Source organism: Pseudomonas sp. S3E12, assembly GCF_001702295.1.
In the GTDB taxonomy this organism is placed as follows: Bacteria; Pseudomonadota; Gammaproteobacteria; order Pseudomonadales; family Pseudomonadaceae; genus Aquipseudomonas; species Aquipseudomonas marginalis.
In genome coordinates this window covers 425,165-447,977 of record NZ_MBDT01000029.1, presented here as the reverse complement: position 1 = coordinate 447,977, position 22,813 = coordinate 425,165, and the positions used below count along the sequence as shown (strand labels likewise).

Annotated in this window: 18 protein-coding genes, 2 tRNA genes and 3 rRNA genes; 11 read left to right on the top strand and 12 right to left on the bottom strand. The window is 58.7% G+C overall.

What is annotated here, in order from left to right; translation table 11 throughout:
* The 7 genes from rrf to BB029_RS23545 all read right to left on the bottom strand — a co-directional run.
* Window positions 1-88 (bottom strand): 5S ribosomal RNA (gene rrf, locus BB029_RS23575); the annotation flags it as partial.
* Between the two features lie 152 nt (window positions 89-240).
* A 23S ribosomal RNA gene (locus BB029_RS23570) occupies window positions 241-3,132 on the bottom strand.
* 249 nt (window positions 3,133-3,381) lie between these two features.
* A tRNA-Ala gene (locus BB029_RS23565) sits at window positions 3,382-3,457 on the bottom strand.
* A gap of 30 nt (window positions 3,458-3,487) precedes the next feature.
* Window positions 3,488-3,564: transfer RNA gene (locus tag BB029_RS23560), tRNA-Ile, on the bottom strand.
* A gap of 83 nt (window positions 3,565-3,647) precedes the next feature.
* Window positions 3,648-5,184, bottom strand: a 16S ribosomal RNA gene (locus BB029_RS23555).
* Window positions 5,185-5,812: 628 nt separating this feature from the next.
* Window positions 5,813-7,306, bottom strand: a complete 1,494-nt coding sequence (locus tag BB029_RS23550) for a CoA-acylating methylmalonate-semialdehyde dehydrogenase (RefSeq protein ID WP_065940977.1) — start codon at window positions 7,304-7,306, stop codon at window positions 5,813-5,815.
* A gap of 39 nt (window positions 7,307-7,345) precedes the next feature.
* Window positions 7,346-8,695, bottom strand: coding sequence for an aspartate aminotransferase family protein (locus tag BB029_RS23545; protein ID WP_027607942.1), 1,350 nt, complete (start codon window positions 8,693-8,695; stop codon window positions 7,346-7,348).
* 126 nt (window positions 8,696-8,821) lie between these two features.
* Between BB029_RS23545 and BB029_RS23540 the strand changes: the two genes are divergently transcribed.
* The 6 genes from BB029_RS23540 (at window position 8,822) to BB029_RS23515 (ending at window position 14,813) form a co-directional block, all read left to right on the top strand.
* Window positions 8,822-9,742, top strand: coding sequence for a LysR family transcriptional regulator (locus BB029_RS23540; RefSeq protein ID WP_027607943.1), 921 nt, complete (start codon window positions 8,822-8,824; stop codon window positions 9,740-9,742).
* Between the two features lie 87 nt (window positions 9,743-9,829).
* Window positions 9,830-11,224, top strand: a complete 1,395-nt coding sequence (locus BB029_RS23535; protein WP_065940976.1) for a uracil-xanthine permease family protein — start codon at window positions 9,830-9,832, stop codon at window positions 11,222-11,224.
* A gap of 87 nt (window positions 11,225-11,311) precedes the next feature.
* Window positions 11,312-11,971, top strand: coding sequence for a TetR/AcrR family transcriptional regulator (locus BB029_RS23530; protein ID WP_027607945.1), 660 nt, complete (start codon window positions 11,312-11,314; stop codon window positions 11,969-11,971).
* A 12-nt stretch (window positions 11,972-11,983) separates the two neighbouring features.
* Complete coding sequence (locus BB029_RS23525; protein ID WP_065940975.1) at window positions 11,984-12,565, top strand: YigZ family protein; 582 nt, start codon at window positions 11,984-11,986, stop codon at window positions 12,563-12,565.
* Between the two features lie 56 nt (window positions 12,566-12,621).
* A complete protein-coding gene (locus BB029_RS23520) occupies window positions 12,622-13,308 on the top strand; it encodes an SDR family oxidoreductase (RefSeq protein ID WP_065940974.1) in 687 nt (228 codons plus the stop codon).
* Between the two features lie 146 nt (window positions 13,309-13,454).
* Window positions 13,455-14,813, top strand: coding sequence for an 8-oxoguanine deaminase (locus BB029_RS23515; protein ID WP_065940973.1), 1,359 nt, complete (start codon window positions 13,455-13,457; stop codon window positions 14,811-14,813).
* 104 nt (window positions 14,814-14,917) lie between these two features.
* Here the strand turns inward: BB029_RS23515 and BB029_RS23510 are convergent, their stop codons facing one another.
* A complete protein-coding gene (locus BB029_RS23510; protein ID WP_065940972.1) occupies window positions 14,918-16,009 on the bottom strand; it encodes a calcium:proton antiporter in 1,092 nt (363 codons plus the stop codon).
* Between the two features lie 193 nt (window positions 16,010-16,202).
* On the opposite strand from BB029_RS23510, the gene BB029_RS23505 reads away from it, so the two are divergent.
* Window positions 16,203-17,156 (top strand): adenosine deaminase, encoded by a 954-nt coding sequence (locus BB029_RS23505; protein WP_043051475.1) that lies wholly within the window; start codon window positions 16,203-16,205, stop codon window positions 17,154-17,156.
* Between the two features lie 73 nt (window positions 17,157-17,229).
* Here the strand turns inward: BB029_RS23505 and BB029_RS23500 are convergent, their stop codons facing one another.
* Both BB029_RS23500 and BB029_RS23495 read right to left on the bottom strand, forming a co-directional pair.
* Window positions 17,230-17,925 (bottom strand): helix-turn-helix transcriptional regulator, encoded by a 696-nt coding sequence (locus tag BB029_RS23500; protein ID WP_065940971.1) that lies wholly within the window; start codon window positions 17,923-17,925, stop codon window positions 17,230-17,232.
* 137 nt (window positions 17,926-18,062) lie between these two features.
* The gene (locus tag BB029_RS23495) at window positions 18,063-18,989 is read right to left on the bottom strand and encodes a LysR family transcriptional regulator (protein ID WP_065940970.1); all 927 of its coding nucleotides are present in this window, start codon (window positions 18,987-18,989) and stop codon (window positions 18,063-18,065) included.
* Between the two features lie 115 nt (window positions 18,990-19,104).
* Here BB029_RS23495 and BB029_RS23490 point away from each other — a divergent pair, with 115 nt between their 5' ends.
* The 3 genes from BB029_RS23490 (at window position 19,105) to BB029_RS23480 (ending at window position 20,766) form a co-directional block, all read left to right on the top strand.
* Window positions 19,105-19,398: a putative quinol monooxygenase gene (locus BB029_RS23490; RefSeq protein ID WP_065925529.1), complete on the top strand. Its 294-nt coding sequence runs from the start codon at window positions 19,105-19,107 to the stop codon at window positions 19,396-19,398.
* A 24-nt stretch (window positions 19,399-19,422) separates the two neighbouring features.
* Window positions 19,423-20,436, top strand: coding sequence for a zinc-binding alcohol dehydrogenase family protein (locus tag BB029_RS23485; RefSeq protein ID WP_065940969.1), 1,014 nt, complete (start codon window positions 19,423-19,425; stop codon window positions 20,434-20,436).
* 147 nt (window positions 20,437-20,583) lie between these two features.
* Window positions 20,584-20,766 carry a hypothetical protein gene (locus BB029_RS23480; protein ID WP_065940968.1) on the top strand — a complete coding sequence of 61 codons (183 nt, stop codon included), beginning with the start codon at window positions 20,584-20,586 and terminating at the stop codon, window positions 20,764-20,766.
* Window positions 20,767-20,774: 8 nt separating this feature from the next.
* On the opposite strand, the gene BB029_RS23475 is transcribed toward BB029_RS23480, so the two are convergent.
* Both BB029_RS23475 and BB029_RS23470 read right to left on the bottom strand, forming a co-directional pair.
* The gene (locus tag BB029_RS23475; protein ID WP_027607956.1) at window positions 20,775-21,968 is read right to left on the bottom strand and encodes a multidrug effflux MFS transporter; all 1,194 of its coding nucleotides are present in this window, start codon (window positions 21,966-21,968) and stop codon (window positions 20,775-20,777) included.
* Window positions 21,969-22,053: 85 nt separating this feature from the next.
* A complete protein-coding gene (locus BB029_RS23470; RefSeq protein WP_027607957.1) occupies window positions 22,054-22,251 on the bottom strand; it encodes a heavy-metal-associated domain-containing protein in 198 nt (65 codons plus the stop codon).
* A gap of 147 nt (window positions 22,252-22,398) precedes the next feature.
* Here BB029_RS23470 and BB029_RS23465 point away from each other — a divergent pair, with 147 nt between their 5' ends.
* Entirely contained in the window at window positions 22,399-22,779 is a 381-nt protein-coding gene (locus BB029_RS23465; protein ID WP_027607958.1) for a hypothetical protein, read from the top strand.
* The last annotated feature ends 34 nt before the right edge of the window (window positions 22,780-22,813 follow it).

The following is a 22,813-nucleotide window of genomic DNA, read 5'->3' as shown; positions in this document are numbered from 1 at the left end:
GAAACCCCACACTACCATCGGCGATGCATCGTTTCACTGCTGAGTTCGGGATGGGATCAGGTGGTTCCAATGCTCTATGGTCGTCAAGAAATTCGGGTACTGAGTCGTGGCCAGCGGGCCTCGCTTCAGCAAATTGGGTATGTGACAGCTGTCGGTGTTTTGTGAAATCTCGAACTTTCGGTTCATTGCGTCTTCACACACCGCAATCTGGCCTTTCGACGCAAATTGCTTGGGTGTTATATGGTCAAGCCTCACGGGCAATTAGTATTGGTTAGCTCAACGCCTCACAGCGCTTACACACCCAACCTATCAACGTCGTAGTCTTCGACGGCCCTTCAGGGGACTCAAGGTCCCAGTGAGATCTCATCTTGAGGCTAGTTTCCCGCTTAGATGCTTTCAGCGGTTATCTATTCCGAACATAGCTACCCGGCAATGCCACTGGCGTGACAACCGGAACACCAGAGGTTCGTCCACTCCGGTCCTCTCGTACTAGGAGCAGCCCCTCTCAAATCTCAAACGTCCACGGCAGATAGGGACCGAACTGTCTCACGACGTTCTAAACCCAGCTCGCGTACCACTTTAAATGGCGAACAGCCATACCCTTGGGACCGGCTTCAGCCCCAGGATGTGATGAGCCGACATCGAGGTGCCAAACACCGCCGTCGATATGAACTCTTGGGCGGTATCAGCCTGTTATCCCCGGAGTACCTTTTATCCGTTGAGCGATGGCCCTTCCATACAGAACCACCGGATCACTAAGACCTACTTTCGTACCTGCTCGACGTGTCTGTCTCGCAGTCAAGCGCGCTTTTGCCTTTATACTCTACGACCGATTTCCGACCGGTCTGAGCGCACCTTCGTACTCCTCCGTTACTCTTTAGGAGGAGACCGCCCCAGTCAAACTACCCACCATACACTGTCCTCGATCCGGATAACGGACCTGAGTTAGAACCTCAAAGTTGCCAGGGTGGTATTTCAAGGTTGGCTCCACGCAGACTGGCGTCCACGCTTCAAAGCCTCCCACCTATCCTACACAAGCAAATTCAAAGTCCAGTGCAAAGCTATAGTAAAGGTTCACGGGGTCTTTCCGTCTAGCCGCGGATACACTGCATCTTCACAGCGATTTCAATTTCACTGAGTCTCGGGTGGAGACAGCGCCGCCATCGTTACGCCATTCGTGCAGGTCGGAACTTACCCGACAAGGAATTTCGCTACCTTAGGACCGTTATAGTTACGGCCGCCGTTTACCGGGGCTTCGATCAAGAGCTTCGCGTTAGCTAACCCCATCAATTAACCTTCCGGCACCGGGCAGGCGTCACACCCTATACGTCCACTTTCGTGTTTGCAGAGTGCTGTGTTTTTAATAAACAGTCGCAGCGGCCTGGTATCTTCGACCGGCATGGGCTTACGGAGCAAGTCCTTCACCCTCACCGGCGCACCTTCTCCCGAAGTTACGGTGCCATTTTGCCTAGTTCCTTCACCCGAGTTCTCTCAAGCGCCTTGGTATTCTCTACCCAACCACCTGTGTCGGTTTGGGGTACGGTTCCTGGTTACCTGAAGCTTAGAAGCTTTTCTTGGAAGCATGGCATCAACCACTTCGTTAACTAAAAGTTAACTCGTCATCAGCTCTCGGCCTTAGAATCCCGGATTTACCTAAGATTCCAGCCTACCACCTTAAACTTGGACAACCAACGCCAAGCTGGCCTAGCCTTCTCCGTCCCTCCATCGCAATAACCAGAAGTACAGGAATATTAACCTGTTTTCCATCGACTACGCTTTTCAGCCTCGCCTTAGGGACCGACTAACCCTGCGTCGATTAACGTTGCGCAGGAAACCTTGGTCTTTCGGCGTGGGTGTTTTTCACACCCATTATCGTTACTCATGTCAGCATTCGCACTTCTGATACCTCCAGCAAGCTTCTCAACTCACCTTCACAGGCTTACAGAACGCTCCTCTACCGCATCACTTACGTGATACCCGTAGCTTCGGTGTATGGTTTGAGCCCCGTTACATCTTCCGCGCAGGCCGACTCGACTAGTGAGCTATTACGCTTTCTTTAAAGGGTGGCTGCTTCTAAGCCAACCTCCTAGCTGTCTAAGCCTTCCCACATCGTTTCCCACTTAACCATAACTTTGGGACCTTAGCTGACGGTCTGGGTTGTTTCCCTTTTCACGACGGACGTTAGCACCCGCCGTGTGTCTCCCATGCTCGGCACTTGTAGGTATTCGGAGTTTGCATCGGTTTGGTAAGTCGGGATGACCCCCTAGCCGAAACAGTGCTCTACCCCCTACAGTGATACATGAGGCGCTACCTAAATAGCTTTCGAGGAGAACCAGCTATCTCCGAGCTTGATTAGCCTTTCACTCCGATCCACAGGTCATCCGCTAACTTTTCAACGGTAGTCGGTTCGGTCCTCCAGTTAGTGTTACCCAACCTTCAACCTGCCCATGGATAGATCGCCCGGTTTCGGGTCTATTCCCAGCGACTAGACGCCCTATTAAGACTCGCTTTCGCTACGCCTCCCCTATTCGGTTAAGCTCGCCACTGAAAATAAGTCGCTGACCCATTATACAAAAGGTACGCAGTCACCCAACAAAGTGGGCTCCCACTGCTTGTACGCATACGGTTTCAGGATCTATTTCACTCCCCTCTCCGGGGTTCTTTTCGCCTTTCCCTCACGGTACTAGTTCACTATCGGTCAGTCAGTAGTATTTAGCCTTGGAGGATGGTCCCCCCATATTCAGACAAAGTTTCTCGTGCTCCGTCCTACTCGATTTCATGACTAAGAGATTTTCGCGTACAGGGCTATCACCCACTATGGCCGCACTTTCCAGAGCGTTCCGCTAATCTCAAAGCCACTTAAGGGCTAGTCCCCGTTCGCTCGCCACTACTAAGGGAATCTCGGTTGATTTCTTTTCCTCAGGGTACTTAGATGTTTCAGTTCCCCTGGTTCGCCTCTTGCACCTATGTATTCAGTACAAGATAACCATCTTATGATGGCTGGGTTCCCCCATTCAGACATCTCCGGATCAAAGTCTGTTTGCCGACTCCCCGAAGCTTTTCGCAGGCTACCACGTCTTTCATCGCCTCTGACTGCCAAGGCATCCACCGTATGCGCTTCTTCACTTGACCATATAACCCCAAGCAATCTGGTTATACTGTGAAGACGACATTCGCCGAAAATTCGATCATACTCAATTAAGAGCCACTCACAAATTTTACCTTAGCCTGATCCGTTACCAGTGAAAGTAACGTTCAGTCTATCTTTCTATCACATACCCAAATTTTTAAAGAACGATCTAATCAAAGACTAGAAATCAACATTCACCATCATACTGATGGAATGCTCATTTCTAAGCTTTCATAACGCAGAAGCAGTAGTGGTGGAGCCAAACGGGATCGAACCGTTGACCTCCTGCGTGCAAGGCAGGCGCTCTCCCAGCTGAGCTATGGCCCCGTATTTCTACAGGCGTTTCCCACACAAAATTGGTGGGTCTGGGCAGATTCGAACTGCCGACCTCACCCTTATCAGGGGTGCGCTCTAACCAACTGAGCTACAGACCCAATTTCGGGCTGCTTCTTTATCGTCTTCTTCAATGAATCAAGCAATTCGTGTGGGAACTTATGGAGCAGCTGATGTCGTCGATTAAGGAGGTGATCCAGCCGCAGGTTCCCCTACGGCTACCTTGTTACGACTTCACCCCAGTCATGAATCACACCGTGGTAACCGTCCTCCCGAAGGTTAGACTAGCTACTTCTGGTGCAACCCACTCCCATGGTGTGACGGGCGGTGTGTACAAGGCCCGGGAACGTATTCACCGCGACATTCTGATTCGCGATTACTAGCGATTCCGACTTCACGCAGTCGAGTTGCAGACTGCGATCCGGACTACGATCGGTTTTCTGGGATTAGCTCCACCTCGCGGCTTGGCAACCCTCTGTACCGACCATTGTAGCACGTGTGTAGCCCAGGCCGTAAGGGCCATGATGACTTGACGTCATCCCCACCTTCCTCCGGTTTGTCACCGGCAGTCTCCTTAGAGTGCCCACCATGACGTGCTGGTAACTAAGGACAAGGGTTGCGCTCGTTACGGGACTTAACCCAACATCTCACGACACGAGCTGACGACAGCCATGCAGCACCTGTCTCAATGTTCCCGAAGGCACCAATCCATCTCTGGAAAGTTCATTGGATGTCAAGGCCTGGTAAGGTTCTTCGCGTTGCTTCGAATTAAACCACATGCTCCACCGCTTGTGCGGGCCCCCGTCAATTCATTTGAGTTTTAACCTTGCGGCCGTACTCCCCAGGCGGTCAACTTAATGCGTTAGCTGCGCCACTAAGAGCTCAAGGCTCCCAACGGCTAGTTGACATCGTTTACGGCGTGGACTACCAGGGTATCTAATCCTGTTTGCTCCCCACGCTTTCGCACCTCAGTGTCAGTATCAGTCCAGGTGGTCGCCTTCGCCACTGGTGTTCCTTCCTATATCTACGCATTTCACCGCTACACAGGAAATTCCACCACCCTCTACCATACTCTAGTCAGTCAGTTTTGAATGCAGTTCCCAGGTTGAGCCCGGGGATTTCACATCCAACTTAACAAACCACCTACGCGCGCTTTACGCCCAGTAATTCCGATTAACGCTTGCACCCTCTGTATTACCGCGGCTGCTGGCACAGAGTTAGCCGGTGCTTATTCTGTCGGTAACGTCAAAACCATCACGTATTAGGTAATGGCCCTTCCTCCCAACTTAAAGTGCTTTACAATCCGAAGACCTTCTTCACACACGCGGCATGGCTGGATCAGGCTTTCGCCCATTGTCCAATATTCCCCACTGCTGCCTCCCGTAGGAGTCTGGACCGTGTCTCAGTTCCAGTGTGACTGATCATCCTCTCAGACCAGTTACGGATCGTCGCCTTGGTGAGCCATTACCCCACCAACTAGCTAATCCGACCTAGGCTCATCTGATAGCGCAAGGCCCGAAGGTCCCCTGCTTTCTCCCGTAGGACGTATGCGGTATTAGCGTCCGTTTCCGAACGTTATCCCCCACTACCAGGCAGATTCCTAGGCATTACTCACCCGTCCGCCGCTCTCAAGAGAAGCAAGCTTCTCTCTACCGCTCGACTTGCATGTGTTAGGCCTGCCGCCAGCGTTCAATCTGAGCCATGATCAAACTCTTCAGTTCAAACATCTTTGGGTTTTTAAGAAACCCTAAACTTGGCTCAGCAATCGTTGGTTATTCTTTGATTTCTCGCGGAGTAACTTGTGATGCTGATAATCTTGTTGACTATCAGTCTGACTCCACAAGCACCCACACGAATTGCTTGATTCAGTTGTTAAAGAGCGGTTGGTTAAGAGCTTTCGTCTCAACCGAGGCGCGCATTCTACAGCAGCCTCATTTGCTGTCAAGTGATTATTTTCAGAAGCTTTCGAAGATTTCTTCAACAACTTCAACCACTTGCGCTTGCGATCTCTCGTCAGCGGGAGGCGAATTCTACAGCGTTACACGCTGCTGTCAACATCTCTTTTTTCTCCGCTTTCGACCGAGAAGATCGAATCGTTAATAGCGTCAAACAACACGACTCTACCAACTCCTTCTGGGCTTCGATGAACTGAAGCAAACCGCTGCCTTATCCTGCATAACTCATTGTTTACCAAGGAGTTTTACGTTTCGACTGCGCCGGAAGTGGGGCGAATTATAGACTTCCAGGATCTGCCGTCAACCTTCTTTTTCATCTTTCTGTCATATAAGTCAAAAACGCCCAAAAACGCAAAAGCCGGCCCCAAGGGGCCGGCCTTCTGCTTACTGAGCCTTACAGACTAGGGAAAGCGAATTGCGACGCTTCATGGCTGGCCCGCTGCGGCCAACGCTGGGTGATCGCCTTGCGACGGGTGTAGAAACGCACCCCATCCGGCCCATAGGCATGCAAGTCGCCGAACAGCGAGCGCTTCCAGCCACCAAAGCTGTGATAAGCCACTGGCACAGGCAATGGAACATTCACACCGACCATCCCCACTTCAATTTCGTCACAGAACAGACGCGCCGCTTCCCCGTCACGGGTGAAGATGCACGTACCGTTGCCATACTCGTGATCGTTGATCAGCTGCATCGCCGCTTCCAGGCTGCTCACCCGAACCACGCACAATACGGGCCCGAAGATCTCTTCCTTATAGATGCGCATTTCAGGCGTCACACGGTCAAACAGACTGCCCCCCAGGAAAAAGCCGTCTTCATTCCCGGCAATACTCAGTCCACGACCATCAACCACCAACTCCGCACCAGACGCAACACCGTCTTCTATATAGCCGCTGACCTTATCCCGCGCCTGGCCCGTCACCAGTGGCCCCATATCCAGCCCACAGGTAGTGCCCGCACCGATCTTCAGCGCCTTGATCTGCGGCACCAGCTTGGCGATCAACGCATCCGCCACCTGGTCACCGACACACACCGCCACCGAGATCGCCATGCAGCGTTCGCCGCAGGAACCATAGGCCGCGCCCATCAAAGCACTGACCGCGTTATCCAGGTCAGCATCCGGCATCAGCACCGCATGGTTCTTCGCCCCACCCAACGCCTGTACGCGCTTACCGCGCTTGGTCGCTTCGGAATAGATGTACTCGGCAATCGGCGTCGACCCCACAAAACTCAGGGCCTTGACTTCCGGCGCCTCGATCAACGCATCCACCGCGCCCTTGTCGCCGTGCACAACACTCAGCACACCTTTGGGAAGACCGGCTTCCTGCAGCAGTTGCGCGATCAGCAACGTCGAACTCGGATCACGCTCCGAAGGCTTGAGGATGAAGCAGTTACCGCAAACAATCGCCAGCGGATACATCCACAGCGGCACCATCGCCGGGAAGTTGAACGGGGTAATACCCGCCACCACACCCAACGGCTGGAAATCAGACCAGGCATCGATATTCGGCCCAACATTGCGGCTGTACTCGCCCTTGAGAATCTCCGGCGCCGAACACGCATACTCCACGTTCTCGATCCCGCGCTTGAGTTCGCCAGCGGCGTCTTCCAGCGTCTTGCCGTGCTCTTCACTGATCAACTGCGAGATGCGCGCTTCGTTCTGCTCCAGCAATTGCTTGAACCGGAACATGACCTGGGCGCGCTTGGCCGCCGGTGTGTTACGCCAAGCCGGAAAGGCCGCCTTGGCCGAGTCGATAGCATGTTGAATGGTTTCGCGGCTGGCCAGTGGCACCTGGTGAATCACCTGGCCGGTGGACGGGTTATACACATCGGCAGTACGGCCGGATTCACTGACCAACTCACCGTTGATCAAATGCTGGATAAGGCTCATGCAGGGCTCCTGAAAAGTTGTTCTATATAGAAGGAGAAATCAGTCGATCTTGTTCAGCACTTCGCCGACCGCATCGAACAGACGATCCAGGTCCTGCGGCTTGCTGTTGAAGGTTGGCCCGAACTGCAGCGTGTCACCGCCAAAGCGCACATAGAATCCCGCTTTCCACAGAGCCATGCCGGCCTCGAATGGACGCACGATGGCATCACCGTCACGCGGCGCAATCTGAATCGCACCGGCCAAGCCGTAGTTACGGATGTCGATCACGTTCTTGCTGCCCTTCAGGCCGTGCAGCGCATTCTCAAAGTGCGGGGCGACTTCGGCCACGCTCTGCACCAGGTTTTCCTTCTGCAGCAGGTCCAATGCGGCCAGGCCGGCCGCGCAGGCAACCGGGTGCGCCGAGTAGGTGTAGCCGTGGGGGAATTCCACTGCGTACTCAGGCGTCGCCTGGTTCATGAACGTCTGATAGATCTCGCTGCTGGCAATCACCGCGCCCATGGGGATCGCGCCGTTGGTGACTTGCTTGGCGATGCACATCAGGTCCGGGGTCACGCCAAAGCTGTCAGCGCCAAACATCGAACCGGTACGACCAAAGCCCGTGATCACTTCGTCGAATACCAACAGAATGTTGTGCTGGTCGCAGATCTCACGCAGGCGCTTGAGGTAACCCTGTGGCGGCACCAGCACGCCAGCGGAGCCGGCCATTGGCTCGACAAACACCGCGGCGATGTTCGACGCGTCGTGCAGTTCGATCAGTTTGAGCAACTCATCGGCCAAGGCGATACCGCCCTGCTCCGGCATGCCCCGGGAGAACGCATTGCTCGCCAGCAGGGTATGCGGAAGATGATCAACATCCATCATCGCCTGACCAAACATCTTGCGGTTGCCGTTGACGCCGCCCAGGCTGGTACCGGCGATGTTCACACCGTGATAACCACGGGCGCGGCCGATCATCTTGGTCTTGGTGGCCTGGCCCTTCAGGCGCCAGTAGGCACGCACCATCTTCACCGCGGTATCGGCGCACTCGGAACCGGAGTCGGTGAAGAACACGTGATTCAGGTTGCCGGGGGTCAGATCGGTGATCTTTTCCGCCAGCTGGAAGGACAGTGGATGGCCGTACTGGAAGCCTGGAGAGTAATCCAGCGTGCCCAGTTGCTTGGCGACCGCCTCCTGGATTTCCTTGCGCGTATGCCCGGCGCCACAGGTCCACAGGCCCGACAACGAGTCGTAGACCTTGCGCCCCTTGTCATCGGTCAACCAGCTGCCTTCGGCGGCCACGATCAGACGCGGGTCACGCTGAAAGTTACGGTTGGCGGTGTAGGGCATCCAGTGAGCGTCCAACTTCAGTTGGCTGGCCAGGGACGATGGGGCGTTTTCGGGCATGTTCATCAGCAAAACCTCGCAGGGCAACAGGCAGCGTCGGGATTGAAAAAGCGTTGTTGCAGCTAAATTGCCATGGGGATAAAGTCGGTGAAATCCAACTCTTCTAACCTTCAGTCAGGCCTTCACTAAACTATGAGCAGCCGTCGACCCGATCCCCTGGCCCAAGTCAGCGACTTCGATATTCGCCTGCTGCGCATCTTTCGCAGCGTCGTGGAGTGCGGCGGCTTCTCGGCGGCGGAAACCGTGCTCGGCATCGGCCGTTCCGCCATCAGCCAGCAAATGAGCGATCTTGAGCAGCGGCTCGGATTAAGGCTTTGCCAACGTGGCCGTGCCGGTTTCTCGCTGACCGAAGAAGGCCGCGAGGTCTACCAATCGGCCCTGCAACTATTAAGCGCCCTGGAAAGTTTCCGCACCGAGGTCAACGGCCTGCACCAGCACTTGCGCGGCGAGTTGATCATTGGCCTCACCGACAACCTGGTCACGCTGCCCCACATGCGCATCACCCACGCCCTGGCACAGCTGAAGGAGCGTGGACCGGACGTACAGATCCAGATCCGCATGATCGCCCCCAACGAAGTCGAACAAGGCGTACTCGACGGCCGCCTGCATGTCGGTGTGGTGCCCCAGGCCAGCGCCCTGTCCGGTCTGGAATACCAGGCGCTGTACAGCGAACGCTCGCTGCTTTACTGCGCGGTTGGCCACCCCCTGTTTTATGCCGACGACAAGCAACTGGGCGACGAGCGCATCGACGCCCAGGACGCCATCGCCCCCACTTTCCGCCTGCCCGCCGAGATCCAGGCCCACTATCAGGCGCTCAACTGCACCGCCAGTGCCTCGGACCGCGAAGGCATGGCATTCCTGATTCTCACCGGTCGCTACATCGGTTACTTGCCCGACCACTACGCCAGCCTATGGGTGCAACAAGGCCGACTGCGCGCGCTGAAACCGGCTACGCGCTTTTACGATTTAAGCCTGGCATCGGTCACGCGCAAAGGCCGTCGCCCTCATTTGGTGCTGGAAAGCTTCCTGGAAAGCCTGGCGGCAACGCGCTAACGCGGGGCTTACGAAAAAGCTGAGCACCTGGACAGCTTTTTGCAGGGACACAGGGACCTAGAACCGTCCGCCTCGAGTTTGCTTGCCATGCCACCAGAATCCTCCAGCCCCAGCGACCTGATCTACGGCCTTAATGACCGCCCCAAACCCGCTCCTGCATTGCTGGCCGCACTGCAACATGTGCTGGCCGCCTTTGTCGGCATCATCACGCCACCGCTGATCATCGGCTCCACCTTGGGCCTGACCGCACACTTGCCCTACCTGATCAGCATGGCGTTGATGGTGTCCGGTGTCGGCACATTCATTCAGGCCCGTAGGCCATTTGGGATCGGCGCCGGGATGATCTGCCTGCAAGGCACCAGCTTTGCGTTTCTCGGCGCGGTGCTGTCGGCCGGGTTTCTGGTCAAGCAACGCGGCGGCAGCCCGGAAGACATCATGGCAATGATCTTCGGCGTGTGCTTTTTCGGCGCTGCCGTGCAGATCATTCTCAGCCGCTTTATTGGTCAGCTGCGCCGAGTGATCACCCCGCTGGTGACCGGGATTGTCATTACCCTGATCGGCATCAGCCTGATCAAGGTCGGCATCACCGATCTGGGCGGCGGTTTCAACGCACCGGACTTCGGCGCACCGGCCAACCTTGCGTTGGGCCTGTTCGTGGTGCTGACCATCATCTTGCTCAATCGCTCCAACACACCCTGGGTGCGCCTCTCGGCGATCATCATCGGCCTGGCCCTCGGCAGCCTCGCCGCCTGGTTCAGCGGCAAACTGGTGCCCCAGGCCCTGGGCGACTTGCCTTTGGTCAGCCTGCCGATCCCGTTTCGATTCGGCTTCAACTTCGACTGGAGCGCCTTCCTGCCGATCGCGCTGATTTATCTGATCAGCAGCATCGAAACTGTCGGCGACCTCACCGCCAACTGCATGATCGCGCGTCAGCCCATCAGCGGCCCGTCTTATATAAGCCGGCTCAAAGGCGGCGTCCTCGGCGATGGCGTCAGTTGCATGATCGCCGCCACGTTCAGCGCTTTCCCCAACACCACCTTTGCCCAGAACAACGGCGTGATCCAACTGACCGGCGTGGCCAGCCGTTACGTCGGCCTGTACATCGGCGTGGTGCTGTTCTGCCTGGGTTTGTTCCCGCTGATCGGTGCCGTGCTGCAACAAATCCCCAAGCCCGTATTGGGCGGCGCAACCCTGGTGATGTTCGGCAGTGTGGCCGCCGCCGGCGTACGCATCCTCGCCCAGGCACCACTGGACCGTCGCAGCATGCTGATCATCGCCACCTCGTTCGGCGTCGGCCTGGGCATCGCCGCCCAACCGAACCTGCTGCACCTGATGCCGACCCTGGTGCAGAACCTGTTCGACTCAGCCATCACCAGCGGCGGCCTGACCGCCATCGTGTTGTGCCTGTTGCTGCCGGAATCCAAGGTGCTCGCTCCTGCCGCAAACCAGGCGCCGGAAAGCGACACCCTGGAACCGCTTTGACGGTTTTATTGCATCGGGACTTGTCTGGGGCTTGAGGGTGGGTTATCTGTGCACACGTCGTCTCTATCGATCAGCACGGAAACCTCCATGAGCCTCGAAGTTCCTGCCCACAGCAACCACGCCGGTAAGCCCGCCAGCCGCATTCGGCAAAAGAACGAACAAGCGATTCTCCAGGCTGCTGAAGACGAGTTCGCGCGCCATGGCTACAAGGGCACCAGCATGAACACCATTGCTGCCAGTGCCGGGCTGCCCAAGGCCAACTTGCACTACTACTTCACCAACAAGCTGGGCCTGTATATCGCGGTGCTCAGCAATATCCTCGAACTGTGGGACAGCACCTTCAACACGCTGACCGCCGAGGACGACCCGGCCGTGGCCCTCTCCCGCTACATCCGCACCAAGATGGAGTTTTCGCGGCGCCAGCCCCAGGCCTCGCGAATCTTCGCCATGGAGATCATCAGCGGCGGCGAATGCCTGACCGAATATTTCAGCCAGGATTACCGCGCCTGGTTCAGTGGTCGGGCGGCGGTGTTCCAGGCCTGGATCGACGCGGGCAAGATGGACCCCATCGACCCCGTGCACCTGATCTTCCTGTTGTGGGGCAGCACTCAGCACTATGCCGACTTCGCCACCCAGATCTGCCGCGTCACCGGTCGCACCAAGCTGACCAAGCAGGATATGGAAGACGCCGGCACCAACCTGATCCACATCATTCTCAAGGGCTGCGGCATCAAGCCGGCCCTCTAGACGAAGCCACTTATGTCTTTCACGCTTACCGGCCTTTGCGAGTTCCGCGAAGAAATTCGCAAAAGCCGCTTCATTACCCTGGCCGCACCGATCACCAGCCCGCAAGAAGCCCAGGCATTTTTCGAGCAGCACAGCGACCTTAACGCCACGCACAACTGCTGGGCCTGGAAGCTGGCCGATCAATACCGCAGCAGTGACGACGGCGAACCCGGCGGCACCGCAGGACGGCCCATCCTGGCGGCCATCGAGGCCCAAGGTTTCGATCAGGTCGCGGTGCTGGTGATTCGCTGGTATGGCGGCATTCAACTCGGTACCGGCGGCCTGGCCCGCGCCTATGGCGGCGGTGCGAACAAGTGCCTGCAAAATGCCGAGCGCATCGAACTGATCAGCCGCGTGCCGCTGAGTTGCGCCTGCGGATTCTCCGAGCTGAACCTGGTCAAATTGCGCGTCGCCGAGTTGGGCGGGCTGGTGCTGGAAGAAACCTTCACCGCCAATGGCGTGGAGTTACAACTGGCCCTGGGCGATGCCCACATCGACACCCTGCAAACCCAGCTCGCCGACCTGAGCCGTGGGCGCATCCTGCTGCAACGCTGAAACTGCTAATGTTGTTCGCTGAACACCCTGAACCGCGACTTTTAAAGGAAGCCTTCATGTCTACGCCAAAAACCGCACTGATCATCGGCGCCTCACGCGGCCTGGGCCTCGGCCTGGTCAAGCAATTGCTCCAGGACGGCTGGGACGTGACCGCCACCGTGCGTGACCCGAACAAGGCCGATGCCCTGAAAGCCGTGGGCCCGGTGCAGATCGAGAAACTCGACATGGACGATCAGCAAGCCGTGATCGCCCTGAACCAGCGCCTCAAGGACCGCACCTTCGACCTGTTGTTCGTCAACGCAGGCGTCAAGGGCCCCGCCAATCAAGAACCTGGCCATGCCACCCTGGCGGAAGTCGGCCAGCTGTTCTTCACCAACGCCGTGGCGCCGATCAACCTGGCCCAGCGCTTCGTCGGGCAGATCCGCAAGGACAGCGGCGTGCTGGCGTTCATGAGTTCAGTACTGGGCAGCGTGACCATCCCCGATGGCTCGGACCTGGCGCTGTACAAGGCCAGCAAGGCCGCACTCAACTCCATGACCAACAGCTTCATTACCCAACTGGGCGATCACAAACTTACCGTGCTGTCGCTGCACCCGGGCTGGGTGAAGACCGACATGGGTGGCGAAAACGCGCACATCGATGTCGACACCAGCGTGCGCGGCCTGGTGGACCAGGTGAACGCCTACACCGGCAAGGGCGGCCATCACTTCGTGGACTACAAAGGCGACACCATCGCCTGGTAAGCCGCACAGGGTCGTTATCGAGCGATTGCCGTCGATAACGATCCACGCGTAGACTGCCCACCTCGCCCTCACCGGCGACCCTGGATCAGCAGACAGGGCATCACTGAGCTGGCAAACCTGAACCCATCATTCAGAGGAGCCGGCCAATGCCTGCGACCCGTATCTGGTTAAAAAACCCCCTCGCGATTTTCACCGCCAACAGCCTCGACGCCCGTGGCGGCCTGGTGCTGCAAGACGGAGTGATCGCCGAAGTGCTGGCACAGGGTCAGGAACCCGCACAGCCCTGCGCCCAAGTGTTCGATGCGCGTGAGCATGTTGTCCTGCCCGGGCTGATCAACACCCACCATCACTTCTATCAGACCCTGACCCGCGCCTGGGCGCCGGTGGTCAATCAGCCCTTGTTTCCCTGGTTGAAAACCCTGTACCCGGTCTGGGCGCGACTGACTCCGGAAAAACTCGCCCTGGCGTCGAAGGTGGCACTCGCGGAGTTGCTGCTCTCGGGCTGCACCACGGCGGCAGACCATCACTATCTGTTCCCCGACGGCCTGGAAAACGCCATCGATGTACAAGTCGACAGCGTGCGCGAACTGGGTATGCGCGCCATGCTCACCCGCGGCTCCATGAGCCTGGGCGAAGCCGACGGCGGCCTGCCACCGCAACAGACCGTGCAACAGGGCCAGGTCATCCTCGACGACAGCCAGCGCCTGATCCGCGAATACCATCAACGCGGCGACGGCGCGTACATCCAGATTGCCCTGGCGCCCTGCTCACCGTTTTCCGTCACCCCGCAAATCATGCAAGCCAGCGCCGAACTGGCCAACAGCCTGGATGTGCGCCTGCACACCCACCTGGCCGAAACCCTCGACGAAGAAGATTTCTGCCGGCAGCGCTTCGGCCTGCGCACGGTGGATTACCTGGACAGCGTCGGCTGGCTCGGCCCGCGTACCTGGCTGGCCCATGGCATTCACTTCAACCCGGATGAAATTGCCCGCCTTGGCGCCGCCGGTACGGGCATCTGCCATTGCCCAAGCTCAAATATGCGCCTGGCCTCCGGCATCTGCCCGACCCTGGACCTGATCGCTGCCGGCGCGCCCATCGGCCTGGGTGTGGACGGCTCTGCCTCCAACGATGCGTCGAACATGATCCTCGAAACCCGCCAGGCCCTGTACATCCAGCGCCTGCGTTACGGCGCCGAAAAGATCACCCCCGAAGGCGTGCTGGGTTGGGCGACCAAGGGGTCGGCGCAGCTACTCGGGCGTACGGATATCGGTGAACTGGCCGTAGGCAAACAGGCTGACCTGGCGCTGTTCAAACTGGATGAGCTGCGTTTTTCCGGCAGCCACGATCCGATCTCCGCACTGCTGCTGTGCGGCGCGGATCGGGCGGACCGGGTGATGATCGGCGGTCAATGGCGGGTTATCGACGGGCAGGTGGAAGGCCTGGACCTGAAAGGCTTGATCGCCGATCACAGCCAGGCGGCGCGTAACCTGATCCATCCCCTGTAGGAGCGAGGGGGACGCATAGTTCTTGCCCGTGAAAAACGTCAACGATAACGCGGGTTTTCTGGTTTAACGCGGCGCTCTCAGGTTCTTCGCGAGCAAGCTCGCTCCTACAGGCCCAACAGCGACAACATGATAAAGGTCGCAAACAACACAAAATGGGTCATCCCTTCGATGGCATTGGTTTCGCCATCGTTGAGGTTGATCGCACTAACGATCAGCGTGATAAACACCATCACCGTTTGCACCGGCGTCATCGCCATCTGGAACGGCTGGCCGGTATAGAGCGCCATGGCTTCCATCACCGGCACCGTCAGGATCACCGTCGACAACGACGCGCCCAGGGCGATGTTCACCACCGACTGCATGCGGTTGGCCAATGCGGCCCGCAAGGCCGTCAGAATCTCCGGTGCCGCCGAAATAGCCGCCACCACAATCGCCGTGATCACCGGCGGTGCGCCCGTGCCTTCCAGGCCCAGGTCGAGGGTCTTGGACATCACCTCGGCCAGCGCGCCAATCACAATCACGCCAAACACCAGGGTAGCGATGGAGAACGCCAGGTTCACCGGCGGCGACGCTTGTTCCTCCGGCAGCTTCTTGCGGCGCTTTTCCGGGTAGCTGTAGCTGAAGAAATAACTGTGAGGCCCTACCTGCATGCGCAGGAACAAGGTGTAGAGCACCACCATCGCGCCGATGGTGAAGGCCGAGTAAATTTTCCAGTCGGCTTCGGGGATAAATTCCGGCACCACCATCGACACGCCCATGGCGGTCAGGATCATTACGCTGTAGGTCCGCGCCGAATCATCATTGTAGGACTGTTCGCCATGCTTGATGCCGCCCATCAACGCTGCCAAACCGAGGATGCCGTTGATATCGAGCATCACCGCCGAATAGATGGTGTCGCGCACCAGAGTGGGTGACGGCTCATTGCTCATCATGATCGCCAGGATCACCACCTCCACCAGCACTGCGGCGAGGGTCAGGATCATGGTGCCGTAGGGATCGCCGACTTTTTCCGCCAGTTGCTCGGCGTGGTGGGCCACGCGCATCGACGCCACGACGATAAAACCGATCAACACCACGCCGGCCAACAGTGCCACCATTTGCCCGCTGTGCAGCATCCAGTGCTCCAGCGGGTAGGCGGCGATGGCGGCAATCAGCGCCAGCAGCATGAATTTTTCTTGCTTGAGGGATGTGAGCATTCCGGGCCTTTTAGTGCGGCAAATCGTCATTGATGGGGTACAGACTGCGCCAAGCCGCTAACGTTTCGTTACACCTTAGTTCACACAGCCCTTGCGTGAACAAATCGAATACTCTCCTGCTGGTCAGGTTTTGCCGATTATTTCAGCCATGGCCTGTAGAATGCCGCCATTGCACCTGATGAGAATTTAGAAAATGTACGATTGGCTCAACGCCCTGCCCAAGGCTGAATTGCACCTGCACCTGGAGGGCTCGCTGGAGCCTGAGCTGCTGTTCGCCCTGGCCGAGCGCAACAAGATCGCGCTGCCGTGGAACGACGTGGAAACCCTGCGCAAGGCCTATGCCTTCAACAACCTGCAAGAGTTTCTCGACCTGTATTACAAGGGCGCCGACGTGCTGCGCACCTCCCAGGATTTCTACGACTTGACCTGGGCTTACCTGCTGCGCTGCAAAGCCCAGAACGTGATCCACACCGAGCCCTTCTTCGACCCGCAAACCCACACCGACCGTGGCGTGCCGTTCGAAGTGGTGCTCAACGGCATCGCCGCGGCGCTCAAAGACGGCGAACAGCAACTGGGCATCACCAGCGGTTTGATCCTCAGTTTCCTGCGCCACCTGAGCGAAGCAGAAGCCGAGAAAACCCTCGACCAGGCGCTGCCGTTCCGCGATGCGTTTGTGGCCGTGGGCCTGGACAGTTCGGAAATGGGTCATCCGCCGAGCAAGTTCCAGCGTGTGTTCGACCGCGCCCGCCACGAAGGCTTCCTCACAGTCGCCCACGCCGGTGAAGAAGGCCCGCCCGAGTACATCTGGGAAGCGATCGACCTGCTGAAAATCCAGCGTATCGACCATGGCGTACGCGCCATCGAAGACGAGCGCCTGATGCAGCGCATCATCGACGAGCAGATCCCGTTGACCGTCTGCCCGCTGTCCAACACCAAGCTCTGTGTGTTCGACGATATGGCCCAGCACAACATCCTCGACATGCTCGAGCGTGGCGTGAAGGTCACGGTGAACTCGGATGACCCGGCGTACTTCGGCGGCTATGTCACCGAGAACTTCCACGCGTTGTACACCTCGCTGGGCATGACCCAGGACCAGGCCAAACGCCTGGCGCAGAACAGCCTGGATGCGCGCCTGGTAAAACCCTGACTGGACGGAAAGTCATCATCGCCCGGCCCATGGAATCAAAAAGGGCCAGGGCGAGGATGGCAAACCCTCAAGGCTAAGGTTGTTCGGACATGGCCAATCGGGTGATTTCTGCCAGCCCGTTGTCGTTGAGCTGCACCGCCTGGGACTCGTTGACCAGGCTGATCCAGTTCGATTGCAGGAACAACTGCAACAGCCCCGCACCCAGCGCGCCGCCCAGGTGCGGTCGCCGCTGGCTCCAATCGAAGCAGTCGCACACCAGTGGCGACGCCAGCGCCTGGGTGTAAATACCCAGGCCCGCCAGGTGCTGCGCGCCCTTGATCGTCACCTCAATGCGTTGTTCATGACGCTCGATCCACCCCGCCACCAACATCCGCTCATGCAGATCCGCCGCCACTTCGCCGCCGAGGTGGCCCTGGCACAGCCGCGCATGTCGCAACAATGGCGGCGCCACCAACACCGGCGGTGAAGCATGCGGCGCACTACGTGCGGCGCTGGCCAGGGTTGTACTGGCCAAGGCATCGATGGCGACGCTGACATCGGCCGCCGCCATGCGAAACAGCCGCTTGCCACGCCGGCCCTCGGTACGCAGCAAGCCACTCCCCGTCAGCCGTGCCAGATGGGCATTCGCCGAGGCAGGTGACAACCCGGCAAGCAGCGCCAGTTCCTCCGACGACTTGGCCGAGCCGTCCATCAGGGACCAGAGCATGGCGGTGCGTTTGGGTTCGGCGAGCAAGCTGGCGATCTGACTGATGCATGGTGCTTCTTCCATCGATTCACTCCCTGTCGAATTATTTTTCTGCTGTGGTGGGCGCCAAAGTATAGGTGCGTAAACCAGCGGTTCCGCGGCGTCTGACAGCGTGAATAGGGACAGGAGCTGAGTGAAATTTCCTTGTGTGATGGAGGCTGTTAGGTCGTACCCAATCGCTCCGGCAATTGAGCGGTCAATGTCGCACAGCGCGACACGAGCATTTCCCGCAGCAGGTTGATGGGTTTGCTCAACTGGGCCCGATGGGCGCACAGCAAATTGAGCGGTGTGCGCTCGCCACGCAATTCAGGCAAGACCAGGCGCAAGCGCCCGGCCAGTACATCGGTGCTCACATCCAGCCAGGATTTGTAGGCAATGCCCACGCCCGCCACCGCCCAGCGGCGAACCACATCGGCATCGTCGCTGAAGCGATCACCACTGACCGTGAGGCTGACTTCGCGTTTGCCATCGTGGAAGCTCCAGTGGTCATGCACTCGGCTGCCAAGCATGTAAAGCAAGCAATTGTGCTGGGCCAATTGCTCCAACTGTCGCGGCTCGCCATGACGCGCGAGATAGCTGGGGGCTGCGCACAACACGCGAACGTTGTGCGGCGCGACGGGCAGGGCGATCAGGCTGGAATCTTCGGGCTCGCCATAGCGCAGGGCAATGTCCACCGGCTGGCGGAACAGGTCGGCAATCCGATCGCCCAGCAGCAGGCGCACGGTGAGTTGCGGGTACTCGTGCTGAAATTCGTCCAGCCAGGGCAGTAATTGGTTGCGGCCGAAATCCGAGGGGGCCGAGAGTTGCAACACCCCACTGACATGGTCCTGGCCACTGGCCAATAAGCGCCGTCCTTCGTCCAGGGCGCTCAATGCAGTTCGGGCATATTCCAGGAAACCCTCACCTTCGGCGGTCAGGCGCAGGCTGCGGGTGGAGCGCGCCAGCAAACGCGTGCCCAGCTGCTGTTCGATACGCTTGAGCGCCGCGCTGGCCACGGCGGGCGACAGGTCCATCACCCGCGCCGCCGCCGATAAACTGCCCAGGTCCGCGGCGCGTACAAACAACTGCAAATCATCAAAACGCAGCATTCAACCACCTATTATCAAAATATTATTGAAACAGAGTGCTGTTTTAGCCGCTTTTATCTTGCAGGGAAATGGCCAATCATCTGCCCATCCCGTTATCACGTGTCTGGAGTTGAATATGTCCACAGCCTTTAATGTCATCGCCACGCTGATCGCCAAACCGGGCCAACAGGCCACCTTGGAGCCGCTGCTGCGCGACCTGCTGGAACCCACCCGTCTTGAAGCCGGCTGCGAGCAATACGACCTGCACCAGGACCTGCAACACCCTGAGACCTTCTACATGCTCGAACGCTGGAGCGATGACGCCGCACTGGCCGACCACGACCAGAGCGCGCATATCCAACATTTTCGCGCTAAAGCCGCTGATGTCATCGAACACTTCGAACTCAAGCGCCTGAAGTTTCTCGCCTGATCACCGCCTTTTTCCGGAGCCCCCATGAAAGCCATTGCCTACTACGCGTCACTGCCGATCAACGATGAAAAATCCCTGCAAGACATCCAACTGCCGGAGCCCGTCGCCGGCCCCCGCGACCTGCTGGTAGAAGTCAAGGCCATCTCGGTCAACCCGGTGGACACCAAGGTGCGCCAGAACGTCGCGCCGGAGAACGGCGCGGCCAAAGTGCTGGGCTGGGACGTGGCCGGTGTGGTCAAGGCCGTCGGCAGTGAAGTGAGCCTGTTCAAAGTCGGCGACAACGTGTTCTACGCCGGTTCCCTGGTCCGCCCGGGCGCTAACAGCGAACTGCATACCGTGGATGAACGCATCGTCGGCCACATGCCCAAGAGCCTGGGCTTTGCCGAAGCCGCCGCGCTGCCGCTGACCGCCATCACTGCCTGGGAGCTGCTGTTCGAACGCCTGCAAGTGCGTGAAGGTAAAGAGGCTGAAGGCCAGAGCCTGCTCATCGTCGGTGCCGCCGGTGGCGTGGGTTCGATCCTGACCCAACTGGCCAGCCAGCTCACCGCCTTGACGGTGATCGGCACCGCGTCGCGCCCGGAAACCCAGGAATGGACCAAGGCACTTGGCGCCGACCTGGTGATCGACCACAGCCAACCGCTGAGCGAAGCGCTGAAACAAGCCGGCCACCCGCAGGTGACCCACGTCGCCAGCCTGACCCAGACCGAGCATCACCTGGACCAACTGGTCGAAGCGCTGCAACCCCAAGGCAAGCTGGCGCTGATCGACGACCCCAAGGCGCTGGACGTGAGCAAACTCAAGCGCAAGAGCCTGTCGCTGCATTGGGAGTTCATGTACACGCGCTCGATGTTCGAGACCCCGGACATGATCGAGCAGCACAACCTGCTTAATCGCGTGGCCGAACTGATCGACGCCGGCATCTTGAAAACGACGGTGGGCGAGCACTTCGGTGTGATCAATGCGGCGAACCTGCGCCGTGCCCATGCACTGCTGGAAAGCGGCAAGGCCAAGGGCAAGATCGTGCTGGAAGGGTTCTGAAGATAACGTCTGTCAGTGTCGTCCGTTATTCGTGTGAGTGATGGACGACACCGCTAGTCAGAGAGTTGATCTTTGTCATATTTATGAGCGTATTCGGGTTTATATTGGCCGCCTTTGCCACGATTCTTTTACGTGAGGAAGTCAGCAATGAAAATCCTGATAAAAGCGTTAGCAAAATCCCCAGGCAATAAATGGCAGGTTCGTCTCGACGGCGATGCGTTCACCTTCCGCAGCGAGGCCGAGGCCCGCGCCTTTGCCGAGACCCTGCAAGCCCGTATCCAGGCTCCCCACCGCTTCCCGCTCAGCCAGCAACGTTCCGCCGCTGGCTGACCTGCATTTCAGCCCTGCGCCTGCGTGGCCCTTGCCCGTTGCAGGCGCTGGGTCGACATCGCAATCGTCACCGCCAACACCCCGCACAAGCTGATGACCATCGCCATCGGCATCGCCGTGCCGTCGTGCAGCACGCCCACCAACGAAGCCGCCCCTGCCGCCACGCCAAACTGAATGCAACCGAGCAAGGCCGACGCGCTGCCGGCCCGGGCGCCCTGCCCGCTCATGGCGCAGGCCGAGGTGTTGGGCAGAATGCAGCCCAGGCTGGCGATACAGATGAACAGCGGTACCAGCAACGGCCATAACGCTTCGGTGCGCAAGGCCGCGATGCCCAACAGCGACAGCGCCGCCAGCAGATAGACCCACACCGTGCGCGACAGCAGAAACGCCGGGCCACGCTTGGCCAGCAGCCGCGCATTAACCTGTGCAACCAGGATGAACCCGGCGGCGTTGGAGCCGAACAGCCAGCCGTAATGCTCGGCGGGCACGCCATAGAGTTTGATAAATACGAACGGGGAGCCGGCGATGTAGGCAAACATCCCGGCAATCGAAATGCCTCCGGTCAGGGCGTAACCGAGGTAGACCCGGTCTGACAACAGCGCGCCATAGCGGCGCAGCGACCCGGACAAGGGTTGACGCGGCTGGTGCGCCGGAAAGGTTTCCGGCAAACCGACCGCCACGGCAATCGCCGCCATCACGCTGAAGATCGACAGTGCGAGGAAAATCGACTGCCAGCCCCATAACCCGACCATCACCCCGCCTGCCAACGGCGCAAGGATCGGCGCCAGGCCGGTCACCAGCATCAGTTGCGAATACACCTTGGCCGAGCCCACCGCATCACATTTGTCACTGACCACGGCGCGGGAAATCACCATGCCCGCGCAACCGCCGAGGGCCTGCACGAAGCGTGCGCCAATCAGCCATTCCAGGGACGGCGCGTATGCGCAGGCAAAGGACGCCAGGGTAAACAGGGTCACGCCGCTGAGCAGCGGGCCGCGTCGACCAAAGCGGTCTGCCAGTGGGCCGTAGATCAGTTGGCCGATGGCCAGGCCGGCGAAATACACCGCCAGGGTCAGCTGGATATGTTTTTCGTCGGTCCCGAAGGCCGTCGCCATGGCAGGAAAGCCAGGCAGGTAGAAATCGATCGCCAGCGGCGCGAAGGCGCTCAAGGCGCCCAGAATCAGGATTATGCGAAGGTTCATCAGGCACCCAAGTGTGTCGGCAGCCCGACAGTTTAGCCGCGCTTGGGTGCATTGAATACGATAGCTCGCTAACTATTTGAATGGGTCAGGCGAGCTTGGCGCTGTAGCCCTCTTCGCTGATCAGGCTGATCACTTCCTCGGCAGACAGGCGGCTTTCGACGCCCACCTCTTTCGCCGCCAGGTCGACCTTCACGCTGGCCGCCGGATCCTGGCTCTGCACCGCCTGGGTGACCGCCCGAACGCAATGGCCACAGGTCATTCCTTCAACGCTGAATATTTGCATGACATGACTCCTTTGATGAGGTTGAACCCAGTCTTGACCTTGCCACGATGGCAAGGTCAAGTTCTGAAACTTTCGGCCGGGCTGGTATTACACCGCGGCGTCGGCCAAGCTTCACCCATCTTCGATTCAAACCACGGAGCATTCGCCATGCGCTGGTCGTTTTTTGGCCTTGTCGGCCTGATGAGCTTGTCTGCCGCTGCGCCCCAGGCCCTCGCCGCAGAAGACTATGCGGTGCTGATCATTTCCCGCGAACGCCTGGAAGTACCGACCAATTGCGAGATCGGCCTGTACATCCAGGACCAGTTGGCCGGGCGCCTGTTCCAGGAACAGTCCACCTCGTTCAACCTGCCCGCCGGCAATGTGTCGCTGCGCCTGAAACTGCTGCCGGGCCAATCACCGGGTTGCTTGCCGGGCCTGCTCGCGCCGCCGGCGCAGAACATCACGCTCAAGGCCGGTGACGTACGCAAGTTGCGCATTGCCCAGGGCCCGGAAGGCATGTACCTCAAACCCGCCGCACTGGAATACTGAAGACGCTTGACCTTCCCCACAGGTCAAGGTTGAT

Excerpts from the sequence above, each read along its gene's own strand:
- BB029_RS23490 (WP_065925529.1), top strand. The coding sequence starts at position 19,105 with ATGTCCACAGCCTTTAATGTCATCGCCACGCTGATCGCCAAACCGGGC.
- BB029_RS23475 (WP_027607956.1), bottom strand. The coding sequence starts at position 21,968 with ATGAACCTTCGCATAATCCTGATTCTGGGCGCCTTGAGCGCCTTCGCG.
- BB029_RS23525 (WP_065940975.1), top strand. The coding sequence starts at position 11,984 with ATGTCTTTCACGCTTACCGGCCTTTGCGAGTTCCGCGAAGAAATTCGC.
- BB029_RS23485 (WP_065940969.1), top strand. The coding sequence starts at position 19,423 with ATGAAAGCCATTGCCTACTACGCGTCACTGCCGATCAACGATGAAAAA.
- BB029_RS23515 (WP_065940973.1), top strand. The coding sequence starts at position 13,455 with ATGCCTGCGACCCGTATCTGGTTAAAAAACCCCCTCGCGATTTTCACC.
- BB029_RS23530 (WP_027607945.1), top strand. The coding sequence starts at position 11,312 with ATGAGCCTCGAAGTTCCTGCCCACAGCAACCACGCCGGTAAGCCCGCC.
- BB029_RS23545 (WP_027607942.1), bottom strand. The coding sequence starts at position 8,695 with ATGAACATGCCCGAAAACGCCCCATCGTCCCTGGCCAGCCAACTGAAG.
- BB029_RS23540 (WP_027607943.1), top strand. The coding sequence starts at position 8,822 with ATGAGCAGCCGTCGACCCGATCCCCTGGCCCAAGTCAGCGACTTCGAT.
- BB029_RS23520 (WP_065940974.1), top strand. The coding sequence starts at position 12,622 with ATGTCTACGCCAAAAACCGCACTGATCATCGGCGCCTCACGCGGCCTG.
- BB029_RS23535 (WP_065940976.1), top strand. The coding sequence starts at position 9,830 with ATGCCACCAGAATCCTCCAGCCCCAGCGACCTGATCTACGGCCTTAAT.
- BB029_RS23510 (WP_065940972.1), bottom strand. The coding sequence starts at position 16,009 with ATGCTCACATCCCTCAAGCAAGAAAAATTCATGCTGCTGGCGCTGATT.
- BB029_RS23465 (WP_027607958.1), top strand. The coding sequence starts at position 22,399 with ATGCGCTGGTCGTTTTTTGGCCTTGTCGGCCTGATGAGCTTGTCTGCC.
- BB029_RS23470 (WP_027607957.1), bottom strand. The coding sequence starts at position 22,251 with ATGCAAATATTCAGCGTTGAAGGAATGACCTGTGGCCATTGCGTTCGG.
- BB029_RS23480 (WP_065940968.1), top strand. The coding sequence starts at position 20,584 with ATGAAAATCCTGATAAAAGCGTTAGCAAAATCCCCAGGCAATAAATGG.
- BB029_RS23495 (WP_065940970.1), bottom strand. The coding sequence starts at position 18,989 with ATGCTGCGTTTTGATGATTTGCAGTTGTTTGTACGCGCCGCGGACCTG.
- BB029_RS23500 (WP_065940971.1), bottom strand. The coding sequence starts at position 17,925 with ATGGAAGAAGCACCATGCATCAGTCAGATCGCCAGCTTGCTCGCCGAA.
- BB029_RS23505 (WP_043051475.1), top strand. The coding sequence starts at position 16,203 with ATGTACGATTGGCTCAACGCCCTGCCCAAGGCTGAATTGCACCTGCAC.
- BB029_RS23550 (WP_065940977.1), bottom strand. The coding sequence starts at position 7,306 with ATGAGCCTTATCCAGCATTTGATCAACGGTGAGTTGGTCAGTGAATCC.